General features: G+C 69.8%; 16 protein-coding genes and 1 pseudogene. All 17 read right to left on the bottom strand.

The features are described 5' to 3' along the window. Positions 1–54: 54 nt before the first annotated feature. A complete protein-coding gene (uca, locus tag ABD927_RS18145; protein WP_345251259.1) occupies positions 55–3,696 on the bottom strand; it encodes an urea carboxylase in 3,642 nt (1,213 codons plus the stop codon). 215 nt (positions 3,697–3,911) lie between these two features. After that, positions 3,912–7,673, bottom strand: a complete 3,762-nt coding sequence (locus ABD927_RS18140; RefSeq protein WP_345251258.1) for an ATP-binding protein — start codon at positions 7,671–7,673, stop codon at positions 3,912–3,914. A gap of 217 nt (positions 7,674–7,890) precedes the next feature. Further along, entirely contained in the window at positions 7,891–8,463 is a 573-nt protein-coding gene (gene pgsA, locus ABD927_RS18135) for a CDP-diacylglycerol--glycerol-3-phosphate 3-phosphatidyltransferase (protein WP_345251257.1), read from the bottom strand. A gap of 43 nt (positions 8,464–8,506) precedes the next feature. Further along, entirely contained in the window at positions 8,507–10,351 is a 1,845-nt protein-coding gene (gene uvrC / locus ABD927_RS18130; RefSeq protein ID WP_345251256.1) for an excinuclease ABC subunit UvrC, read from the bottom strand. 11 nt (positions 10,352–10,362) lie between these two features. After that, positions 10,363–11,433, bottom strand: coding sequence for a beta-N-acetylhexosaminidase (gene nagZ / locus ABD927_RS18125; RefSeq protein ID WP_345251255.1), 1,071 nt, complete (start codon positions 11,431–11,433; stop codon positions 10,363–10,365). Beyond that, the gene (gene acpS / locus ABD927_RS18120; RefSeq protein WP_345251254.1) at positions 11,426–11,854 is read right to left on the bottom strand and encodes a holo-ACP synthase; all 429 of its coding nucleotides are present in this window, start codon (positions 11,852–11,854) and stop codon (positions 11,426–11,428) included. Before acpS ends, nagZ begins: the two co-directional genes overlap by 8 nt. Beyond that, entirely contained in the window at positions 11,854–12,612 is a 759-nt protein-coding gene (locus ABD927_RS18115) for a pyridoxine 5'-phosphate synthase (RefSeq protein ID WP_345251253.1), read from the bottom strand. Before ABD927_RS18115 ends, acpS begins: the two co-directional genes overlap by 1 nt. Positions 12,613–12,631: 19 nt before the next feature. Further along, entirely contained in the window at positions 12,632–13,483 is an 852-nt protein-coding gene (gene recO, locus ABD927_RS18110; protein WP_345251252.1) for a DNA repair protein RecO, read from the bottom strand. Further along, the gene (era, locus tag ABD927_RS18105) at positions 13,476–14,366 is read right to left on the bottom strand and encodes a GTPase Era (protein WP_345251251.1); all 891 of its coding nucleotides are present in this window, start codon (positions 14,364–14,366) and stop codon (positions 13,476–13,478) included. Before era ends, recO begins: the two co-directional genes overlap by 8 nt. A 2-nt stretch (positions 14,367–14,368) precedes the next feature. Further along, the gene (gene rnc, locus ABD927_RS18100) at positions 14,369–15,340 is read right to left on the bottom strand and encodes a ribonuclease III (protein ID WP_425570295.1); all 972 of its coding nucleotides are present in this window, start codon (positions 15,338–15,340) and stop codon (positions 14,369–14,371) included. 57 nt (positions 15,341–15,397) lie between these two features. After that, positions 15,398–16,300: a signal peptidase I gene (gene lepB, locus ABD927_RS18095; protein WP_345251250.1), complete on the bottom strand. Its 903-nt coding sequence runs from the start codon at positions 16,298–16,300 to the stop codon at positions 15,398–15,400. 39 nt (positions 16,301–16,339) lie between these two features. Then, a complete protein-coding gene (gene lepA, locus ABD927_RS18090; protein ID WP_345251249.1) occupies positions 16,340–18,133 on the bottom strand; it encodes a translation elongation factor 4 in 1,794 nt (597 codons plus the stop codon). A gap of 267 nt (positions 18,134–18,400) precedes the next feature. Next, positions 18,401–19,915 carry a DegQ family serine endoprotease gene (locus ABD927_RS18085; RefSeq protein ID WP_345251248.1) on the bottom strand — a complete coding sequence of 505 codons (1,515 nt, stop codon included), beginning with the start codon at positions 19,913–19,915 and terminating at the stop codon, positions 18,401–18,403. A gap of 55 nt (positions 19,916–19,970) precedes the next feature. After that, entirely contained in the window at positions 19,971–21,014 is a 1,044-nt protein-coding gene (locus tag ABD927_RS18080) for a MucB/RseB C-terminal domain-containing protein (RefSeq protein WP_345251247.1), read from the bottom strand. Next, positions 21,011–21,631, bottom strand: coding sequence for a sigma-E factor negative regulatory protein (locus ABD927_RS18075; RefSeq protein ID WP_345251246.1), 621 nt, complete (start codon positions 21,629–21,631; stop codon positions 21,011–21,013). The genes ABD927_RS18080 and ABD927_RS18075 overlap by 4 nt, the downstream gene beginning before the upstream one ends. Positions 21,632–21,722: 91 nt before the next feature. Beyond that, a complete protein-coding gene (gene rpoE / locus ABD927_RS18070) occupies positions 21,723–22,325 on the bottom strand; it encodes an RNA polymerase sigma factor RpoE (RefSeq protein WP_345251245.1) in 603 nt (200 codons plus the stop codon). Next, positions 22,322–22,670: pseudogene (locus ABD927_RS18065) on the bottom strand (hypothetical protein); the annotation flags it as partial. The pseudogene ABD927_RS18065 and the gene rpoE, both read right to left, overlap by 4 nt.

Genomic DNA, 22,670 nt, shown 5'->3' with positions numbered 1-22,670 from the left:
TCTAGTGCAAGGAGGGAGGGGTAACGCGGCTTCCGATGATGCAGATACGCAAACTCAGGCCGCCGGCGTCATCGACACCAGCGGATCGCCGGCATTGATCAGCATGCCGGTCTTGCAGTGCAGGGCCATCACCACGCCGTCGTGCGGCGCGGCGATGTGGAACTCCATCTTCATGGCTTCGAGAACCAGCAGCGGCTCGCCGGCCTTCACTTCGGCGCCGGCCTCCACCACCAGCTTCCAGACGTTGCCGCTGATGTCGGCCGCCACCACGTGGCCTTCCAGTTCGGCGGCATCGAGCGGCGGCGCCTCGTCCTGCTCGGCCGCCAGGGCGTTCTGGCCGTCGGCCTGCCAGCGCGCCACCTCGGCGTCGAAGGCCGCCTTCTGGCGCGCGCGAAAGCCCTGCAGCTCGGGCTCGATGGAATCGAGGAAGGCGTTGTATTGCGCCAGGTCGAACCATTCCTCGGTGATCTCCACCGGCTGCCGGCCGGCGCGGAAATCGGCGCGCAACACGTCCAGCTGGGCCTCGCTGACCGGGTAGAAGCGCACCTGGTCGAAGAAGCGCAGCAGCCAGGGATGGCCGTCGGCGAACACCTTGTTCTTCAGGAACTTGTTCCAGATCGGCAGCGTGCGGCCCACCAGCTGGTAGCCGCCAGGCGAGTCCATGCCGTAGATGCACATGTAGACGCCGCCGATGCCGACCGTGCCTTCGGCGGTATAGGTGCGCGCCGGGTTGTACTTGGAGGTCAGCAAACGATGGCGCGGATCGATCGGCACCGCGCACGGCGCGCCCAGGTAGACGTCGCCCAGGCCCAGCACCATGTAGCTGGCCGAGTAGAGGATGTCGCGCACGTCGTCCACCGAATCGAGGCCGTTGATGCGCCGCATGAACTCGGTATTGCTGGGCAGCCACGGCGCCGTGTCGCGCACCGACTGGCGGTAGCGCGCCACCGCGTCGAGCGTGGCGGAATCCTCGAAGGCCAGCGGCAGGCGCACCACCCGGCTGCGCACCTTCATGTCGCGCACGTCGGGCAGCGCCGCCTCCAGCGCCAGCAGGCGCTCGACCAGCTCGCGCTGCGAGATGCGGCGGCTGTCGTACCTGACCTGCAGCGAACGCACGCCGGGCGACAGTTCCAGCACGCCGTCGACCGGCGTGGCGCGCAGCGCTTCCATCAGCGCGTGGATGCGGAAGCGCAGGTTCAGGTCGAGCACGTTCTCGCCGTACTCGATCAGGACGTATTTGTCGCCGGCCTGGCGGTAGACCGCCTTGGGCGTGCTGCCGGCGGCCTCGATCTGCGCTAGGATGGTGGGCGACGGCGGCTGGCCGCATACCGGCGCCGGCCGGCCGGCGAACGGCGCCAGCGGCGGCAGCGCGGCATCGGCCAGCGTCTGCGCCACGGCGTCCTGCGCGCGCTCCAGCGCCAGCGCCTGGTCGAACGAGATCGGCACGAAGCGGATCTTGTCGCCCGGCTTGACCTGGCCCACCTTCCACAGCTCGGCCTTGGCGATGGTGACCGGGCACACGAAGCCGCCCAGGCTGGGGCCGTCGCGCGTCAGGATGACCGGCATGTCGCCGGTGAAGTTGACGCTGCCGATGGCGTATTCGCAATCGTGGATGTTGGACGGATGCAGGCCGGCCTCGCCGCCGTCGCTGCGGGTCCAGCCCGGCTTGGGGCCGACCAGGCGGATGCCCAGCCGGTTCGAGTTGTAGTGCACCTCCCACGGCGAAGCGAAGAAGGTCTCGATCGACTCCTCGGTGAAGAAATCGGGCGCGCCATGCGGGCCGTACAGCACGCCGATTTCCCACTGCGTGCCGTAGGACGGAATCAGCGACGGCGGCAGCGGCGCCGGTTCGGCCACCGGCGCCGGCGTGACGCTGGCGGCCAGCGCCGGGTCGTTGACGGTCAGCATGTCGGCCGCGCGCAGCGGGCGGCCTGCATGGCCGCCGAACTGGCCCAGCGCGAAGGTGGATTTGCTGCCCAGGTAGTCGGGCACGTCGATGCCGTTGCGGATCGCCAGATAGGTACGGCAGCCGCTCTGCACCTTGCCCACGCGCAGCACCTGGCCGGCGGCCACCGTCACCGGCCGCCAGAACGGCAGCTCGGCGCCGTCCAGCGTGGCCGCGGTGGGCGCGCCGGTCAACGCGATCACGGCATCGCAGTGGAAGCGCAGCGCCGGTCCGATTACCGTGCATTCCAGCCCTGCCGCCGCGGCATCGTTGCCGACGATGCGGTTGGCGATGCGGAAGGCCCAGTCGTCCATCGGGCCCGAGGGCGGCACGCCGATGTCCCAGTAGCCGACGCGGCCCGGGTAGTCCTGCACCGTGGTGTAGGTGCCGGGTTCCAGCACTTCGACCGTGGGCGGACGGAACGTAAAGCCTTCCAGGAAGCGGGTCGACAACCGGTCGGCGCGGCGGAAGCCGTCGCTGGCGGCGATCTGCCGCAGGTATTCCAGATTGGTGGCGATGCCCGACAGCCGCGTGGCCGACAGCGCCGCCGACAGCTTGGCGATGGCCTCGGCGCGGTCGCGCCCGTGCACGATCAGCTTGGCCAGCATCGGGTCGTAGTGCGGCGAGACTTCGGAACCGGTCTCGACCCAGCCGTCGATGCGCGTATCGGCCGGGAAGCGCGCTTCTGTCAGTACGCCCGGCGAGGGCTGGAAGGACTTGAGCGGATCCTCGGCATACAGCCGCACCTCGATCGCCGCGCCCTGCGCCGGATGGGGCGCGGACAGGTCCGGCGGTTCGCCGGCGGCGGTGCGGATCATCCATTCGACCAGGTCGACGCCGGTCACCGCCTCGGTGATGCCGTGCTCGACCTGCAGCCGGGTGTTGACCTCGAGGAAATAGAAGGCATCGCGCGCGGCGTCGAAGATGTATTCCACGGTGCCGGCCGACCGGTAGCCCACCGATTCGCCCAGCCGCCGCGCCGAGGCCAGCAGCTTTTCGCGCGTGGCGGCCGACAGGCCGGGCGCCGGCGTTTCCTCGATCACTTTCTGGTTGCGCCGCTGGATCGAACAGTCGCGCTCGCCCAACGCCGCCACCCTGCCCTGCCCGTCGCCGAAGATCTGCACTTCCACGTGGCGGGCATTGTCGACGAAGCGTTCGAGGAACACGCCGGCGTCGCTGAAAAAGCTCTTGCCCAGTCGCTGCACCGATTCGAAGGCCTGGTCCAGCGCGGCCCGGTCGTCGCAGCGCGTCAGGCCGATGCCGCCGCCGCCCGCGGTGCTCTTGAGCATGACCGGATAGCCGATGCGGGCGGCCCACTCGCGCGCTTCGTCCAGGTCTTTCAGCAGGCCCGAGCCGGGCGTGAGCGGCACGCCGGCGCGCTGCGCCAGTTCGCGCGCCGCGTGCTTCAGGCCGAAATCGCGCATCTGCTGCGGCGTTGGGCCGACGAAGGCCAGGCCGGCCGCTTCGCAGGCCTGGGCGAAGCCGGCGTTTTCCGACAGGAAGCCGTAGCCGGGGATGACGGCCTGGGCGCCGGTGTCGAGCGCGGCCCGGATGATGAGGTCGCCGCGCAGATAGCTTTCCGACGGCGCCGCCTTGCCGATCGCCACGGCCTGGTCGGCCAGCCGCACGTGCGCGCTGTCGCGATCCGCCTCGGAGTAGACCGCCACGCTTCTGATGCCCATGCGGGACAGCGTGCGGATGATGCGGACGGCGATTTCGCCGCGGTTCGCGATCAGTACGGTATGAAACATGGATCCTTCCGGCGTCTGGTGGGACGGCCCGGCGCGCGAAGCGACGCACGGGTCACATGGAAGGATTTAGCAATAGCTGTGCCATCCGGTAGCACGCCGGCCGGCACCGCCGCCGCGCCGTTTTGGCGCGCGAGGCACCAAACTGGCGCGGCCCGGACGGCCCCGGTGGTGCACAGACTGGTATACAAGTTGGCCGCACCCGGCGGGCGCCGCCTTCAGTGGGTCTGCGCCAGTTCCACCGGGCCGGCGTCGTCGCGCCCCAGCAGTTCGCGCGCGCCGCGCACTTCCCACAGCTCGTCGCCGCCCGTCACCTCGCCCAGGCAGACCCGCAGCAGTTCGATATGGGCGGCGGCCGGCCGCTGCACATGGCCCGCCAGACTCAGCACCGCGCGCAGCAGCAGCGTGGGCGACGCATACTGGCGGGCGCTGTCGACGGCGGTTTCGAGCCAGGGGCGGAAGATCGCCTCGGGGAAGCCCTGGGCCGCCAGGAACTTGCCCTTGAGCCGCTGGAATTCCGACAGATTGTGGCGGTCCTGGATGTCGTCGGCCGCGGCCAGCCCGCGGCCGGCGGCGGCCAGGCCATTGCCGGCGTTGCCGGCCAGGTCGCTGGCTTCGGTCCAGAGCACCATCAGCAGGGGCGCAAGGCCGTTGACGATGCCGGACATGCGATGGGCGCTGGCGGCGATGCGCTCCGGCGCGCCGCCGTCGCCGCGGGCCGCCGCCGCCCAGTGGCGAAAGGCGGCGGCCAGTTCTTCCCATTGCGGCGTGCCCAGCGACTGGGCCAGCCGCCCGGCCTCGCCGGCCAGGCCGTCCACGGCGTCGACGTGGCCGCACAGCCGGTGCACGCCGGCCGCCTTGACCAGCGCGCCGGCCAGCGAATAGGCGTGGTCCAGGTGGCGGGCGCGTTCCACCGCCGCCGCGGCGGTGGCCTGCGCATCGCCGATGCGGCCCACGTACCAGTAGGCCAGGCCCAGCATGCCCTGGGCCGCCGCCAGGGGATCTTCGCCCAGCGCCAGGCTGCCCGGGCCGGGGCGATAGGCCGCCACGCCGCGTTCCAGTTCCTCCACCGCCTCGGCGAAGTAGCCGAGGAACAAGGCCGTCTGGCCGCGCGCCCCGTGGGCATGGCAACGCAACACCGGATCGCCGGCCGCCTCGGCCAGCCGCAACAGCGTCTGCGACAGCTCGGCCGCCATGCCGAAATCGGCCCACGAGCTGGCGCCGGTCCACAGCCCCCAGTACACCGGGAACAGGCGCGGATCGTCGCCCAGCGGCCGCGCCAGCCGCAGCGCCTCGCGAAAGGCTTCGACCGCTTCGGGCGAGCCCACGCCGTGCAGCGCGCCGAGCTGGATGCCGAATTCCATGCGGATGTCGAGTTCTTCCATCACCGCCGATGGCGTCTCGGCCGGCGCCACCACGTCGAGCGCGGTGCGGTAGTAGCCGGCCGCCTCGCGGTAGGCCAGCTTGGCGGCCGCGTTGCGGGCCGCCAGCAGCAGGTAGTCGAGCGCGCGCCGCCGGTTGCCCGCGCGCAGGTAGTGCCACGCCAGCGACTCGGGCGACTGGCGATGGGTGTAGGGATCCTGCGCCATCACCTCGGCCAGCCGCCGGTGGGCCTCGAGCCGCGCGTCGCGCGCCTGCGACTGGTAGGCGGCCTCGCGCAGCAGCGCGTGGCGGAACATGTAGCGCTGCTCGTCGAGCCGGACGATCAGGTTGTGGCGTAGCAGCGCGGCCACCGCCTCGGCCACGTCGCCGCGCGGCCGGTTCATCGCCGCCTGCAGCAGCGCCAGCGTGAACTCGCCGCCGGCCGCGGCGGCGAACTGCGCGATCGGCTTGACGTCGCCCACGCTGTCGATGCGCGACATCAGCAGATCGTTGAGGCTGCGCGGCAGCGGCACATCGGCCGGCTCTTCGGCGCCATCGTCGGCCGTGGCCGACGCCGAGCTCAGCACGTCGCGCGTCAGTTCTTCCGCGTACAGCGGCACGCCCTCGGACAGCGCCACGATACGCTGCAGCACGTCGTCGGACAGCGGCTGACCGCCGGCCACCGAACGCACCAGACAAACCACGTCGGCGCGGTCCAGCGGGCCCAGCTGCAGCTGCTGCACCGGCGCGCCGTGCTGCCACGGGGCGACGAAATCGGGCCGCGCGGTCACGAACACCGAACGCCGCGGCAGCGGCGCATCGACCAGCCCGGCCAGCATTTCGCGGGTGGAGGGATCGGCCCAATGGGCATCGTCGAACACCACCACGCCGCCTTCGGGCACGCACAGGTCGATCAAGGCGCGCAGTTCTTCCAGCAGGCAGCGGCGCATGGCCGGCGGCGGCACCGCGCCCAGGGCCTGGTCGCGCGGCGCATGCAGCAGGCCGGCCAGGCGCTCCAGATTGGGCGCCAGCCCGCGGTCGAGCGCGCCGGCGGCCTGGTCGGCGCGCAGCCGGTCGATCCAGTGCACGAAGGGATGGAACGGCATCTGCCGCAATTCGGGCCAGCACTTGAAGACGATGCCGTCGATGCGCTCGCGCGCCACGAAATGTTCGATCAGACAGGACTTGCCCAGCCCCGCCTCGCCGATCACCAGACAGGCGGGCTGGGCGTCGTCGCGCCATACGCCCGACAGGTGTCCCAGTTCGACCTGGCGGCCGCAGAAGGCCACCGGGTGGCGCGCGCCGCGCGCGGGCAGCGCCGGCCGGTCGCGGCGCAAGCGGAACAGGTCGATCTGGTCGCTTTGCTGGCGGCCGTGCAGCGTGCCGGCGAATTCGAGTTCGGCCGCATCGGCCAGCAACTGGCGGGTGGCGCCGCTGACGAAGACCTGGCCGCGGCCGGCCAGGCTGCTGAGCCGGACGGCCACGCGCGATACGGCGCCGCCGGCGTCGGCCACGCCATCGATGGCCGAACTGATCACCAGTCCGGTGTGCACGCCCACGCAGACGCCGACCGCCGAACCGGGCGGCGCCGGCCGGGCATCGGCCGGCTCGACGCATTCGGCCGCGGCGGCGACCGCATGGCGGGCCGCGTTCTCGATCGCCAGCGGATAGCCGAAATAGGCCAGCAGGCCGCCGCTGGGCGTGCGCACCGTATGCGCGCAGGCGCGCTGCAGGATCGCCTCGCAACGCGCGACGTGGCCGGCCACGGCCTCCACCACGTCTTCCAGTTCGCCCTGCGCGTCGAACTCGCACGACACGGCCGTCAGTTGCCGACGCTCGGTCATCCGCGACGGCGGGCGCGGCGCGCCGCCACACGGCGCATCGAGGATGCGGCGCACGGACTCGTCGGGCTGGGCGCCCATCTCGGCGCTCAGCATCTGCCGGTAGTATTCGAACTCCTGCTGCGCGCGCTCATGCTGGCCGGCCTTGACCAGCAGGCGCAGCAGGTATTTCCAGCCGCTGTCGTCCCACGGCGCCGCGGCCGTGAGCTGGTGCGCCCGTTCGATGGCTTCGTGCAGGGCGCCGTCGCGCTCGTGTCCTTCGGCCAGCAGGCGGATCGCGTACAGAAAGGCATTGAGGTATTGCTCGCGCCGCAGATGCACCCAGTTGCTGAACTCCGAGGCGTCGTCCAGCTCCAGCCCCTGGAGGAATTGGCCGCGGTACAGCGCCGCGGCGCGTTCGACGCGGTCGAGCCCGGCGCTGGCGCCGACGCCGCGGTCGCGGCGCGCGCTTTCGATGGCCTCGGTGAACACGCCGACGTCGGTCCAGACGTCGGCGCCGGCGCGCAGCCGGAGCACGTCGCGATTGCCTTCGAGCAGCTCGGCCCCGAGATTGTCCTTCAGTTCGAACAGCATGCGCTTGAGCCGGGCGCGGCCGACCTGCACGGAGGCCTCGGGCCACAGCAGGAAGGCCAGCGAATCGCGCGTATGGAAGCCGCGTTCGAGCGCCAGGTAGACCAACAGCGCGCGCGCCTTGTTGTAACGCAGCGCGGCGACCGCCCCGCCATCGGTCTGGACGACCAGGGGACCGAGCAGAAAAAGAGACAGCGTGGATGCCATGGGGGCGGAGGGCGATACGCTCAATCTGTGAAGCTTAGTGACTCATATACATCGATTCGAAAGTATTTACTGCAGGTAACAGACGTCGCGTCCGAGTTACGGATTTGTCATTGTGTAGTAAACGCACACCGACCAAAGATGGAATATGCCGGCTCCGGCGGGGTTGTTTCGCCGTTGCGCTCCGCCCGGATCTGCGCGGCGATCGCCGCGCCGGCGGTCAAGTCGAATTCTTGATGGCCGGCCAGGCCCGCCGCAGGTAATACATCATCGACCAGACCGTCAGGATGGCCGCGATCTCGATCAGCCGCGAACCCCACCAGCGCGTGTCGACCACGTCGAACACCGTATGGCCGTACAGCAGGCAGGGAATCGCGATCATTTGCGCCACCGTCTTGACCTTGCCCAGCCAGTGCACCGCCACGCTGGTGCGGGCGCCGATCTGCGCCATCCATTCGCGCAGCGCCGAGATCGTGATTTCGCGGCCGATGATGACCAGCGCGATCAGCGCGTCGACCCGGCCGAAGTTCAGCAGCACCAGCAGCGCCGCGCTGACCATCAGCTTGTCGGCCACCGGATCGAGGAAGGCGCCGAAGGCCGAGGTCTGGTTCAGGCGGCGGGCCAGCCAGCCGTCGAGCCAGTCGGTCAGCGCCGCGACCACGAACGTGCCGGTGGCCAGCACGTCGCGCGCATAGGCGCCGAGCAGTTGGTCGGGCAGGTAGTACAGGGCGACCAGCAGCGGGATCAGCACGATCCGCACCCAGGTCAGGATGATCGGCACGTTGAGCGGCATGGTTGAATGCTAACAGGCTCCGCGCCGCGATTGGGCGCCGCGCTCAATGAAGTTGGCGATAGATGCGTTCGGCCAGTTCGGTGGAGATTCCTTCGACGCCGGCCAGGTCTTCCACGCTGGCCGACACCACGCCGCGCAGGCCGCCGAAGCGCGCCAGCAGGCGTTGCCGCCGCTTGGCGCCCACCCCTTCGATCTGCTCCAGGCGCGACACGCTGCGCGTCTTGGCGCGCCGCGCCCGCATGCCGGTGATGGCGAAGCGGTGCGCCTCGTCGCGGATCTGCGCGACCAGCATCAGCGCGGCCGATTCCGCGCCCAGCGCCAGCGGCGGGCGGCCATCGGCGAACACCAGGGTCTCGAGGCCGACCTTGCGGCCCTCGCCCTTGGCCACGCCCACCAGCAGCGCGATATCCAGGCCCAGCTCGGCGAAGACCTGGCGCGCCACCTCCACCTGCCCCTTGCCGCCGTCGATCAGCACCACGTCGGGCATCACGCCGTCGCCGTCGGCGATCTTCTCGTAGCGCCGGGTGAGCACCTGCCGCATGGCCGCGTAGTCGTCGCCGCCGACGATGTCGCCGATGTTGTAGCGGCGGTATTCCTTGGGCTGCATCGCATGGTGGTGATAGACCACGCACGAGGCCTGGGTGGCTTCGCCCGCGGTGTGGCTGATGTCGAAGCATTCGACGCGCAGCGCTTCCAGCGCGGCTTCGTCGGCCTCCAGCGCCAGCACCTGCGCCAGGGCGCGGGTGCGGGCCTGTTGCGAGCCGGCTTCGGCCAGCACGCGCGCCAAGGCCAGTTCGGCGTTCTTGCGCGCCTGTTCCAGCCAGCTGCGCCGCACGCCCTGCGGCTGGCGCACCAGGGTGACGCGGCTGCCGGCCTGGGCCGACAGCATGCCGGCCAGGTCGGGATCGGGCAGTTCGTGCGACAGCACGATCACCGGCGGCGGGGCGCGGTCGACGTAGTGCTGAGATACGAAGGCCTCCAGTACGTCGCCCGGCGACTCGTCGTCGGCGTGGGTGGGGAAAAAGGTCTTGTCGCCCAGGTGGCGGCCGCCGCGCACCATCGCCAGGTTCACGCAGGCGCGGCCGCCCGACAGCGCTACCGCCACCACGTCGGTATCGCGGCCGCCCGTGCCTTCCATCGTCTGCTGGTGCAGCACCTTGGACAGGGCCGACAGCTGGTCGCGCAGCACGGCGGCCTCTTCGAAGCGCATGGCCTGGGAAGCGGCCTGCATGCGCTGTTCGATCTCGCCCAGCACCGCCTGGGTGTCGCCGCGCAGGAAACGGGTGGCGCGGTCGACGTCGCGCGCGTAATCCTCGTGCGTGACCAGCCCCACGCAAGGGCCCGAACAGCGGTGGATCTGGTGCAGCAGACAGGGCCGCGAGCGGTTGGCGAATACCGTGTCTTCGCAGGTGCGCAGGCGGAACACCTTCTGCAGGATCTGGATGCTTTCGCGCACCGCCCAGGCGGTGGGGAACGGGCCGAAGTACTGGTTGTCGCGGTCGGTGGTGCCGCGGTAGTAGGCGATGCGCGGGAATTCGTGGCCGCTGATCTTCAGGAAGGGGTAGGACTTGTCGTCGCGGAACAGGATGTTGTAGCGCGGCGTCAGCGACTTGATGAGATTGTTCTCGAGCAGCAGCGCCTCGGCCTCGGAGCGCGTGACCGTGACCTCGACCCGCGCCACCCGCGCCACCATGTGGGCGATGCGCGGGCTGTCCGGCTGCTTCTGGAAATACGTGGTGACGCGCTTCTTCAGGTCGCGCGCCTTGCCGACGTACAGCACCTGGCCGTCGGCGTCGATGTGCCGGTATACGCCGGGCAGGTGCGGCAGCCTGGCCAGGAAGTCCTTCAGGTCGAAGGACGGCGGAGCCTCTTGCGGCTGCGCTTCCATCGGCTTGCCTCTCAGCCCTGCGTCCGCACGCAGGCGCGCACGGCGCGGCGGGCGGCGCGGTAGCGGTCGTCGGCTTGCAGCGCGGCCCAGTCGGGCGCGCCGAAGGCCGGGAAGAGACGGCGCAGGCGGCGCACCGATGCGGCCGGGGCGCCGGTGCCGAGCCGGGCCAGCAGCTCGTCGGCCTGGTCGGGCCGGTTGCACACCAGCACCATGTCGCAGCCGGCATCGAGCGCGGCCCGCGCGCGGGCGACGATGTCGCCGGCCACCGTGGCGGCTTCCATGGTCAGGTCGTCGGAGAACACCACGCCGCCGTAGCGCAGCCGGCGGCGCAGGATGCCGCGGATCCACTTGCGCGAGAAGCCCGCCGGCTTGCGGTCCACCGCCGGGAACACGACGTGGGCCGGCATCACCGAACCCAGCACGGCATCGCCCAGCCAGGCATAGGGCGCGGCGTCCTCGGCCAGGATTTCTTCCAGCCCGCGCGGGTCGACCGGGAACTCGAGGTGCGAATCGCCCTCGGGATAGCCATGCCCCGGGAAATGCTTGCCGCAGGCGGCCATGCCGGCCAGCGCCAGGCCCTGGACCAGCGCGCGCGCCAGCATCGTCACCACGCGCGGGTCGCGGTCGAAGGCGCGGTCGCCGATGACGCGGCTGCCGCCATAGTCCAGGTCGAGCACCGGCGTGAAGCTGAGATCGACGCCGCAGGCCCGCAGCTCGGCCGCCAGTACCAGGCCGGTGTCGCTGGCCAGTTTCATCGCGGCCAGCGGGTCTTCCATCCAGCGCCGGCCCAGCGTGCGCATCGCCGGCAGCACGGTGAAGCCGCCGGTGCGGAAACGCTGCACACGACCGCCTTCGTGGTCGACCGCGATCAGCAGCGGCCCCGGCCGCGCGGCGCGCATGGCGGCGGTGAGCGCGGCCAGCTGCGCGCGGTCGCGGAAGTTGCGGGCGAACAGGATCGCCCCGCCCACCAGCGGATGGGCCAGCCGGCGCGCTTCGGCGGCGGTGAGTTCGAGGCCGGCGACGTCCACCATCACCGGGCCGGGCGGCAGGCCCTTGGCGGCCCGCTCGGAAATGTCATGCATCTTTGCTCTTCGTCTCCACGATCACGTAGGCCGCCGCCATGTCGCTCTCGTCGGTCAGCGAGACATGGGCGGCGCCGAAGCGTTCTTCGAACCAGCTGCGCAGCGGCTCGGCCAGCACCACGACCGGGCGGCCGCCGGGCGCGTTCAGCGTCTGCATGCGGCGCCAGCTCATGGGCATGCGCATGCCCAGCCCGATCGCCTTGGAGAACGCCTCCTTGGCGGCGAAGCGCGTGGCCAGGAAGCGCAGGCCGCGCCCAGGGTCGCGCGCGCGGCGGGCCAGGAAGCGTTCGAATTCCTGCGGGCCGAGCACCTTGCGGGCGAAGCGGTCGCCGTGCCGGGCCAGCGCGCGCGCCACGCGGTCGACCCGCAGCAGGTCGATGCCGATGCCGGCGATCGCGCCGCCTGCCGGATGCTGGGGCATCAGTGCGCGGGCCGCAGCAGCACGCCGCGCTGGCTCTGCTGGCGCGCGGCCACCATCAGCGCCTTCATGTCGCGCACGGCGGCCGTCCAGCCGCTGAACACGGCCTGGGCGACGATGGCATGGCCGATGTTCAGTTCGGCGATGCCGTCGAGCTCGGCCACCGGCTGCACGTTTTCGTAGTGCAGGCCGTGGCCGGCGTTGACCCGCAGGCCATGGCGCAGGCCCTCGGCCACCGCTTCGCGGATGCGCGCCAGCTCGGCGTCGCGCGCGCCGGCGGCGGCTTCGGCATAGGCGCCGGTGTGCAGTTCGATCACCGTGGCGCCGGCGCGCACCGCGGCGTCGATCTGCGGAGCTTCGGGATCGATGAACAGCGACACGCGCACGCCGGCATCGTGCAGCCGCGCCACCGCGGCCGCCACCGCGTCGAAATGGCCGAGCACGTCGAGCCCGCCTTCGGTGGTGAGTTCCTGCCGCTTCTCGGGCACCAGGCAGACGTCGTGCGGCCTGACGCGGCAGGCGATGGCCAGCATTTCGCCGGTGATCGCGCATTCGAGGTTCATGCGGGTACGGAGCTGGCCGCGCAGCGCGTCGACGTCGGCATCCTGGATGTGGCGGCGGTCTTCGCGCAGGTGCAGCGTGACGAGGTCGGCCCCCGCCTCTTCGGCCAGCAGCGCGGCCCGCACCGGATCGGGGTAGGAGACGTGCCGCTGCTGGCGCAGCGTGGCCACGTGGTCGATGTTGACGCCGAGCTCGATCATGGCATGGACGGATGAAGAGTCAGGGAAGGTAGTCTTGCAGGTCGCGCAGGACCTGGCGCGTGGCGAGCGGACGCCCGCTCATATGATAATCGAGACGTTCGCGCAGCAGCCGGCGCAGCTCCGGCTCGACCGCCGGCTCGTCGAAACGGCCGGCCGCCAGCGCCAGCAGCGCGCGGCCGCTGACGGCGCCGGGCGGCTCGGCAGCGCCGGCCGGCAGCGGCTGCGGGCCGGCCTCCAGCGGCACCCGGTAGCGCAGGCCGGCCTGTACCGGCTCGCCGTCGTCGGTGGCGCCGGCCTCGAAGCCGTAGCCGATTTCCTGCAGCAGCCGCCATTCGAAGCCACGCAGCGAGGCCGACAGCCGCGGCTGCGCCGCCAGCCGCGCCAGCGCGTCGGCGTAGGCGTCGAACAGGGCCTCGTGCGGGTCGTCGCGGCCCAGCAGGCGCAGCAGCAGTTCGTTCAGGTACCAGGCCGACATCGCCGCCGCGCCCAGCAGGCGCTGGGGCGGCCCGGACCATTCCGCGCGCACCAGGGTCTTGATCTCGCCGGCGCCGCTCCACGACAGGCTCAGCCGCTGGAACGCCACCAGCACCGGGCGCAGCGCGGAATGCGGCCGCTTGGCGCCCTTGGCCACCAGCGCCTGGCGGCCGTGCGAATGGGTGAAGACGTCCAGGATCAGCGAGGTTTCGCGGTAGGGGTAGCTGTGCAGCAGATAGGCCGCCGCGTCGTCGACCCGGTTGCCGCGCGGGCGCGCCGCGCGGCGCGTGGCCGGTGCCTGGCCCCGGGGCGCCCTTCCCGCGGCCGGCGCCGCGCCCACCGGCGCCCCGGCGGCGAACGCCGGCGCTTCGCCCGCGGGCGGACCGCCGTTATTCATAGCCCAGGTCGCGCAGCGCGCTGTCGCGCTCGGCCCAGCCCTTGCGGACCTTGACGTAGATTTCCAGGTGGACGGGCTTGTCGAGCAGCTTGGCGATGTCCTGCCGCGCCTCGGTGGCGATGCGCTTCATGCGCTCGCCGCCGGCGCCCAGCAGGATGGGCCGGTGGCTGTCGCGGTCGACGATCACGCAGGCGGCGATGCGGGCCAGCCGCGGCTGCTCTTCCCACTGCTCCACCACCACGGTGGCGCCGTAGGGCAGTTCGTCGCCCACCAGACGGAAGATTTTTTCGCGGATCAGCTCGCCGGCGATGAAGCGCACCGGCCGGTCCGTGAGCGTATCGGCCTCGAACATGGCCTCGCCCTCGGGCAGGCCCTTGGCGATCTCGTCCAGCAGCACGTCGAGCTGGCGGTCGCGCGCGGCGCTGACCGGCACCACGGCGTCGTAGCCGCGCTGTTCGACGACCTTCTGCACATAGGGGAACAGCGCGTTGCGATCCTTCAGCAGGTCGACCTTGTTGACCGCCAGCACGGTGCGCGTGCCCTCGGGCAGCAGCGGCAGCACGTTGGCGTCGCCGGCCGACCACTTGCCCGCCTCCACCACGTGCACCACCACGTCCACCCCTGCCAGCGCCTGCGTGACGACGCGGTTCATCATGCGGTTCATCGCGCCGCCGTGGCGGGTCTGGAAGCCGGGGGTATCGACGAACACGAACTGCTCGGCGCCGCGCGTGAGCACGCCGTGGATCCGGTGGCGCGTGGTCTGCGCCTTGCGCGAGACGATGCTGATCTTGGCTCCGACCAGCGCGTTGAGCAGCGTCGACTTGCCGACGTTCGGGCGGCCGACGATGGCCACCAGGCCGCAGCGCGTAACGGCTTCGGCCATGGTCATTTGCGCACCGGCGCGGAAGCCGGCGGCGCCGCCGCGGGCATGTCGGGCCGCGCCGGCGCGGGGCCGGAAGCGCCGTCGACCGGTTCCGGCGCCGCAGCGGCCTGTGCCGCTGCCGGCCTGGCCGCCGCCGGGGAAGCTGCCGCCTCAGGCGCGACGGCCGCGGCCTGCATCTTGGCCGCCGCGGGCGCGGCGGCATCCGGGGCGGATTCGGCGCCTTCGACCGCCTGCGCCACCGCCACCGGCAGCGACAGCTGCGCCGCCTTGCGCGCCCGCGGCGCGCGCCTGGCCGGGCCGGGGTTGGCGGCCAGGGCCGCCTCCAGCGCCTGCTTGGCGGCGGCCTGCTCGGCGGCGCGCCGGCTGCCGCCGATGCCCACCACCTGCACGTCGAGCTTGGGGATCGCGCACTCGACCTCGAACTCCTGGCTGTGCGCGGCGCCATGGGTGGCCACCACCGTATAGACCGGCAGCGCGATCTTGCGGCCCTGCAGGTATTCCTGCAGCAGCGTCTTGGCGTCTTTGCCCAGCGTCTTGGGATCGACCGTTTCCAGCACCGGCTTGTACAACCGCGCGATCACCGCGCTGGCGGCCGGAAAGCCGGCGTCGATGAAGATCGCGCCGAAAATGGCCTCCAGCGTGTCGGCCAGGATCGACGGCCGGCGGAAACCGCCGCTTTTCAGCTCGCCCTCGCCTAGCCGCAGGAAACGCGACAGCTCCACGCGCTGCGCGATCTCGGCCAGCGAGGCCTGCTTGACCAGGTTGGCGCGCAGCCGTGACAGATCGCCTTCGTCGATGCGGCTGAAGCGGTCGTACAGCAGCGCGGCGACGGCGCAGTTCAATACGCTGTCGCCCAGGAATTCGAGCCTCTCGTTGTGCTTGCTGCTATGGCTGCGATGCGTCAGAGCCTGTTCGAGCAGGCTCTTGTTCTTGAAGCTGTAGTCCAGGTTGGTTTCAAGCGCGCTGAAACTCATGCATCGACCTTGAGGCCCCGGCGCGCGCGCTGCGGCACGCGCGCCCATGGGTAGATATTAATGAAAGCTGCCAATCCGCTTCAGGTCTCCGAAATTCATCCAGACGAAGAAGGCCTTGCCGACGATATTTCCTTCCGGCACGAAGCCCCAATACCGGCTGTCGGCACTATTGTCGCGGTTATCGCCCATCATGAAATAGTTGCCGGGCGGCACTTTGCAACGAACCCCTTCGCGCGAATAGCTGCACATATTCTTGTTGGGAAAATCCGCAAACGGCTCGATTTCCGGCGATCTGCGTTCTTCCAGCAATATATCGTGGCCAACGCCGTTCAATGTTTCATGATACAGGCCGGCGTAGGAAACCCGGTCCGGATCGAAATATTCCCCTTTCGACTCCAGCGGAACCGGCTGGCCGTTGACGGTGAGCCGCTTGTTCAGATAGGAAATCTCGTCGCCCGGCACGCCGATCACGCGCTTGATGTAATCGACCTGCGGATCGACGGGGTAGCGGAACACCACCACGTCGCCGCGCCTGGGCTCGCCCAGCGGGATGATTTTCTTGTCGACGATGGGCAGCCGGATGCCATAGGTGAATTTGTTGACCAGGATCAGGTCGCCGATCTGCAGCGTGGGAATCATCGAGCCCGACGGAATCCGGAACGGCTCGAACAGGAAGGAGCGCAGCACGAACACGAACAGGATCACCGGGAAGAAGCTGACGGAATACTCCACCCACCACGGCATCCGCCCTGCCTTGTCGGCCACTTCCTGGCGCTGGCGCACCACCTCGGCGTCGCCGCCGGCGGCGCGCAGCGCGGGCGCGCGGCCGGCATCGAATTCGGCCACCGCCAGGCCGACGCGGCGCAGGCGCGCAGCCCGCAGCGAAAAACGGTCGACCGCCCACACGATGCCCGTCACGATCAGCAGGACGAACAGGATAAGGGCAAAATTCAAACTCATGACTGCGCCTCCCGGCGGCTTTTCGTTGGAAGTTGAGGGTTATTTGTCTTCGACTTGCAGAATCGCCAGGAACGCTTCCTGGGGAATCTCGACGCTGCCGACCTGCTTCATCCGTTTCTTCCCCGCCTTCTGTTTCTCGAGCAGTTTCTTCTTGCGCGTGATGTCGCCGCCATAGCATTTGGCCAGCACGTTCTTGCGCAGCGCCTTGACGTTCTCGCGCGCGATCACCTCGGCGCCGATCGCCGCCTGGATCGCGACGTCGTACATCTGGCGCGGAATCAGTTCGCGCATGCGCGCGGTCACGTCGCGGCCGCGCGCGCGCGCATTCGAGCGGTGCACGATCAGCGACAGCGCGTCGACCTTGTCGCCGTTGATCAGCAGGTCGACCCGCACCACGTCGGCGCTGCGGTACTCCTTGAATTCGTAATCCATCGACGCATAGCCGCGCGATACCGATTTCAGCCGGTCGAAGAAATCGAGCACGATCTCGGCCAGCGGTATTTCATAGGTGAGGTGCACCTGGCGGCCGTGATAGGCCATATTGATCTGCACGCCGCGCTTGGCGGTGCACAGCGTGATGACCGGCCCCACGTATTCCTGCGGCATGAACAGCGTGACGGTGACGATCGGCTCGCGGATGTCGGCGATCCGGCCCACCTCGGGCATCTTGGACGGACTGTCGACCATGACCACCGAGCCGTCGCGCAATTCGACCTCGTACACCACCGACGGCGCGGTGGTGATCAGGTCCATGTCGAATTCGCGCTCCAGCCGCTCCTGCACGATCTCCATGTGCAGGAGGCCCAGGAAGCCGCAGCGGAAGCCGAAGCCGAGCGCCTGCGACACTTCCGGTTCGTACATCAGCGCCGCATCGTTGAGCTTGAGCTTTTCGAGCGAATCGCGCAGCTGGTCGTATTCGCTGGATTCCACCGGATAGAGGCCGGCGAACACCTGCGGCTTGATTTCCTTGAAGCCGGGCAGCGCCTCGGGCGCCGGCCGCGCCGCGCTGGTGAGGGTGTCGCCCACCTTGGCGTGCTTCAATTCCTTGATGCCGGCGATCACGAAGCCCACCTCGCCGGCCGACAGCTGGGTGCGGCTTTCGGACTTGGGCGTGAACACGCCCACCTGCTCGCACAGGTGGCTGGCGCCGGTGGCCATCAACAGCACCTTGTCCTTCGGCTTGAGCGCGCCGTTGACCACGCGCACCAGCATCACCACGCCCACGTAGTTGTCGAACCAGGAGTCGATGATCAGCGCCTGCAGCGGGCCGGCGGGGTCGCCCTCGGGCGGCGGGATGCGCGCGATCACGGCTTCGAGGATGTCGTCGATGCCCATGCCCGTCTTGGCGCTGGCCGGGATCGCGTCGTCGGCCGGGATGCCGATGACTTCCTCGATTTCCTGCTTGGCGTTGTCGGGATCGGCCTGCGGCAGGTCCATCTTGTTGAGCACCGGCACCACTTCCACGCCGAGCTCGATCGCGGTGTAGCAATTGGCGACCGTCTGCGCTTCAACGCCCTGGGAGGCGTCGACCACCAGCAGCGCGCCTTCGCAGGCCGACAGCGAGCGGCTGACCTCGTACGAGAAATCGACGTGGCCCGGGGTGTCGATCAGGTTCAGCTGGTAGACCTTGCCGTCGCGCGCGGGATAGCGCAAGGCGGCCGTCTGCGCCTTGATCGTGATGCCGCGCTCGCGCTCGATATCCATCGAATCCAGCACCTGGGCTTCCATCTCCCGGTCGGACAGCCCGCCGCAGCGCTGGATCAGGCGGTCGGCAAGCGTCGACTTGCCGTGGTCGATGTGGGCGATGATGGAAAAATTGCGAATGTGCTGCATGCGGTCCGTGATGTGGTGGAATGCCGGGGCCGACGAAAAAAGGGGGCGCCACGCGCCCCGCTCCGCACCCGGCGCGGCGGAAACCCGCCGCCCGAGCCGATTTTTTCATGCCGTAACCGTATTTTACCCGGTGTACGCCCCCGGGGCCCATCCAGGCTGCAGATGTGCCGCATCCAGGCTGCAGCCCATCCAGGATGCGGCGGATCCGGCTCCGCCGGTCCGCCCGCATCGCCCCCTGGGGGGCGCGCGAAGCGCGTAGGGGGGGCCTTACTTCACCGGCCGCAGCGGCACCCATTGGGTCAGATCGTCGCGCCGGACCAACACCACGCAGGGGCGGGAACGGTCGAGCTTGGCGACCAGGGCGTTGAACTGCGTCGCGCTGGTGATCTCGGAATTGTTCAGCGCCAGCAGAATGTCGCCCTTGCGGATGCCGGCCCGGGCGGCGGGGCCTTCGGCCGTTTCCACCACCACCCCGCCGCGCACGCGCAGTTCGCGGCGCTGGTCGGCCGGCAGGTCGGTCACCGTCACGCCCAGGGCGTTGGTTTTCTGTGTCTGGCTGCCTTCGTCGCCCGGCTTGCCGGTGGCGGCGCTGTCGGACTGCAGTTCGGCCACGGTGATGTCGAGGTTACGCGTGGCGCCGCGGCGCCAGACCTGGATCGTGGTCTTGGTGCCGGGCTTGGTGTCGCCCACCGCGCGCGGCAGGTCGGAAGCGCGATCGATGGTCTTGTCGCCGAACTTCAGGATCACGTCGCCGGCCTCGATGCCGGCCTTCTCCGCCGGGCTGCCCGCTTCGACCATGCCGACCGAGGCACCGGTGGTGCGGCCCAGGCCGATGGCGTCGGCCACTTCCTTGGTGACTTCGCCGATCTGCACGCCGATGCGTCCCCGGATCACGCGGCCGCTGGTGCGCAGCTGTTCGACCACGCGCATCGCGTCGTCGATCGGGATCGACAGCGAGATGCCCATGAAGCCGCCGCTGCGGGATATGATCTGCGAATTGATGCCGACCACCTCGCCGCGCATATTGAGCAGCGGACCGCCCGAATTGCCGGGGTTGACGGCGACGTCGCTCTGGATGAACGGAAGGTAGTCGCCGGTGTCGCGGCCCTTGGCGCTCACCACGCCGGCAGTTACCGTGGATTCCAGCCCGAACGGCGACCCGATCGCCAGTACCCATTCGCCCTTGCGCAGCTGGTTCGGGTCGCCGATCTTGAGCGGAACCATGTTGCTGGCCTCGATCTTGATCAGCGCGACGTCGGTGCGCTCGTCGGAGCCGATCACCTTGGCCTTGAATTCGCGGCGGTCGGTCAGCGTGACGTAGATGTCGTCGGCGCCCTTGACCACGTGGTGGTTGGTCAGGATGTAGCCGTCGGCCGAAATGAAGAAGCCGGAGCCCACGCCGCGCGGCACTTCCTGTTCATCGTCGCCGGAATCGGGCGCATTGGGCGATTTGGGCGTATTCGGCGCGGGCCGGCCGCGGCCCTGTCCCGGCGGCACGAAATCGGGCCCGAAGAACCAGCGGAACAATTCGTAGGGATCCTGGCCGCCGGCGGCCGGCCCGCGCGACGGCGCCTTGGCCGTGGTGCGGATGTTGACCACGGCGGGATCGGCCTTCTCGACGATGTCGGTGAAATCGGGCAGGACACGGGTCTGCGCCTGGGCGCCGGGGGTCTGGGCCTGCGCGCCGGGCAGCGATCCGGCCTGCAGGGCCAGCGCTGCGAACAGCGCCAGGAAACAGTTGCGCGCAGTCGCTGCGAGCGACGGCTGGGACAGGCGTGGCATGGTGGAACTCCGGGAAAAGGACAAGGGGTGCGTGCTCCCAGGCCCGCAAGGTCGCTCAGGGTTGGCTGGCGCCGGGCTTGTTGTATTGGATGGAATCGGCAACCTGCTGGATGGTGGCCAGCGGCACTTCGCCCAGCACGGTGATCCAGTAGTCGCCCAGGCGGCGGCCCACCACGTGGATGGCCCCGCGCGGCCCCGGGCCGACCTGTTGCGGGTGGCTGGGGCTGAACGGTTCGATGAAGACCGAAATGGCCGCCAGGCCGTCGGACAGCATGACCTGCTTGACGTTGGGCTTGCCGCCCATCGAGCGCTGCACCTGGGTGATCCGGGTGAAACCGGCCGGCTCGCCCACGCTCCACCCGGCGGCGGCCAGGTCGGTGGGAATGAGGTTGGTGCGCACCACCTTCCAGCCGGCGGTGGACCAGCGTGGCTTGAGCTGCTTGCGATCGATGCCGCCGATCTGCACCGACGTGAAGGCCACCTGTTCGATGACTTCTTCCTGCGGCGCCAGCGTCTGGGCGCGCAGCAGCAGCCCGGAGTCGGTATCGGCGCACAGCCGGTAGCCGTAGCGGCTATCGTCTTTGGGATCGAGGCTGATGACCTGGCAGTCGCGGTCGGCCACCCGCTCGGGCTCCGGCTCGACGCTGACGTCGTACTGCCCCAGCAGTTGCTGGGCGCTGCCCAGCATCAGGCCGGGAAAGCGGTCGCGCGCGGTGCGCTGTTCCACCAGGATCGCGCGCCGCGACGGAATGAGGCACTGGATTTCGTCGTTGTTGCGCAGGAATTCGAGCGGCTGGCCGTCGAGCACCTCGAGCCGCTCGTATTCGCCCTTGGCGTCGGCCATGTGGGTGACCCGCGACGATTGCAGCGCCGGCCCCTGCTGGTAGGTGAACACGCCGGTGTAGTCGAGCCGCTGGGCGGCCGTCTGGATGCGCTGCAGCAGCGCCACGCTGGCGGCCGGATCCGGGGGGGTGTCGTGGGCCGCCGTCTGGGCCTGGGCCTGGGCGGCGAGCGCACAGGCCAATGCGAACAGGATGTGGCGGGCCGCGACGGCGAAGTGCGCCGTGCGGGCCGGCTCGAGCACTGCGCGGTATTTCAACGCTGTCCTTCCTGGCTTTCGTAAGACGTGTTCGAAATCTCGCGGATCGCGCTGCGGCCGGAAATCTGGCGGTGGGCCTCGAGGTATTCGGCCAGCGACATTTCGAAGCCCGGATCGATCCGGTTCGAAACGGCGGGCTGGGTGGCGGCCACCGGGGTGATGCCGGCCACCGTGCCCGCGGGCGGGGCGGCCGCCTGCACGGCCAGCCGGGGCGCGTCGGACGGCGTGCCGAAGAACGGCTGCGCCACCCAGGTGACCGAGGCCACGGCAGCGGCCGCCGCCAGGCCCGGGAAGCCGTAGCGCGCCATGAAGCGGCGCGACTTCGACCGGCGCGGCGCGGCGATGATGGCCGGCTCCTGCGCCAGCGCCTGCGCCAGGCGCTGCTGGAAGGCGGCGGACATCGGCTGCGCCAGTTCAGGGGTGCGAAGAACGTCTCCGATGAGATGATAGGTATCCCAACGGGCACGCCCCTCGGCGGTATCCAGGAAGGCAGGCAGTTCGCCGTCGGGATCCTCCGCTTCGCCGTCCATGAAGCCGGACAGCCATTCCGGCTCCGGGATCCCCGCCGCACCGTCGGTAAACGAACTCGCCGTGCCGCTGCGCGATGTGACCTGCATTTCCTTCACCTCCGCGGCCGTTGCCGGCCGGTATGCCTGTTGCCTGGACGTCATGCCTGGAATTCGATCGAGTGCGGTTCACCGCAGAGGTTCACCACCGTTTGTCATCCTGCGTACCCAGCAAAGGCCTGAGCCGGGTGGCGATCGCCTCGCGCGCGCGGAAGATGCGGGAGCGGACCGTGCCGATCGGACATCCCATGGACTGGGCGATGTCTTCATAGCTCATGCCTTCGATTTCACGCAGAACGATAGCCGTGCGAAGCTCTTCAGGCAAAGCTTCGATGGCCTGGTTGACGGTTTCCGCGATTTCGCGGCTCGCCATCATCGATTCAGGCGTGTTGATATCGCTTAGGTTGTCGGTTTCATCGAAAGTTTCACCGTCTTCATTTTCGTATTCGGACGGCGAGCTGGGGCGCCGGCCGGACGCCACCAGGTGGTTCTTGGCCGTATTGATGGCTATCCGGTACAGCCAGGTATAGAAGGCGCTTTCGCCACGGAATTGCGGCAGCGCACGATAGGCCTTGATGAAGGCTTCCTGGGCGACGTCTTCGACCTCGCTCGGATCGCGCACGAAACGCGACAGCAGGCGCACGATCTTGCGCTGGTACTTCAGCATCAACAGCTCGAACGCCTTCTTGTCGCCGCGCTGCACGCGCAGGACGAGTTCGGCATCGACCTCGCGTTCGGTCGTCATGCCGGCGGCTCCAGGCGCGGGTCGGCCGTGCCGGCCGGCATCGCCAGCGGGGCCTGCCGCCGCATCGCCCAGCGGGCGCCGATGCGCAGCCGGCGCCAGTGGTCTGGCGCCATGGCGTCGGACCACAGCGTGAAGCGGATGCGGCGCCACGGCGCGCCGGGCGCGGCGGACAGCGGCCGCGCCGGCCCTTCGAGGGTCAGCCAGCCCCAGGGCGACAGCCAGATCCGTTGGGGCTCCACGCGCTGCCAGCCGCCGCCGGCGTCGACCGCCCAGTGTCCGCCGGCGTCGAGCGCGACGGCGCGCGGACCGGCGGCCGGCCGGCGGCGCGCGCGCGCCGTCCAGGCG

Source organism: Pigmentiphaga soli, from assembly GCF_039541095.1.
Lineage (GTDB): Bacteria > Pseudomonadota > Gammaproteobacteria > Burkholderiales > Burkholderiaceae_B > Pigmentiphaga > Pigmentiphaga soli.
The sequence above is the reverse complement of the archived record's forward strand: the minus strand, read 5'-3'. Positions and strand labels throughout refer to the sequence as shown.